The 255-nt window shown below is 44.3% G+C and carries 1 rRNA gene; it reads right to left on the bottom strand.

The features are described 5' to 3' along the window. Positions 1 to 137: 137 nt before the first annotated feature. Positions 138 to 255, bottom strand: a 16S ribosomal RNA gene (locus ACEN4I_RS13610); the annotation flags it as partial.

The raw sequence follows: 255 nt of genomic DNA, 5'->3' as shown, positions 1-255 counted from the left end.
GTGTGTTTCTCGGTTTCTTACTTAAATGTTTCTATTAGACAATATCCAGTTTTCAAAGAACACTATTCTGAGAGACTAAACCTCTCAAAACTAAACAAAGTAAAAGCGAACCGTGTAGGATTCCGTTCATTCCTTAGAAAGGAGGTGATCCAGCCGCACCTTCCGATACGGCTACCTTGTTACGACTTCACCCCAATTATCTGTCCCACCTTAGGCGGCTGGCTCCCGAAGGTTACCTCACCGACTTTGGGTGTT

The organism is Desemzia sp. FAM 23990 (assembly GCF_045528485.1).
Taxonomy (GTDB): domain Bacteria; phylum Bacillota; class Bacilli; order Lactobacillales; family Carnobacteriaceae; genus Desemzia.
This window is presented reverse-complemented; position numbering and strand designations above follow the sequence as displayed.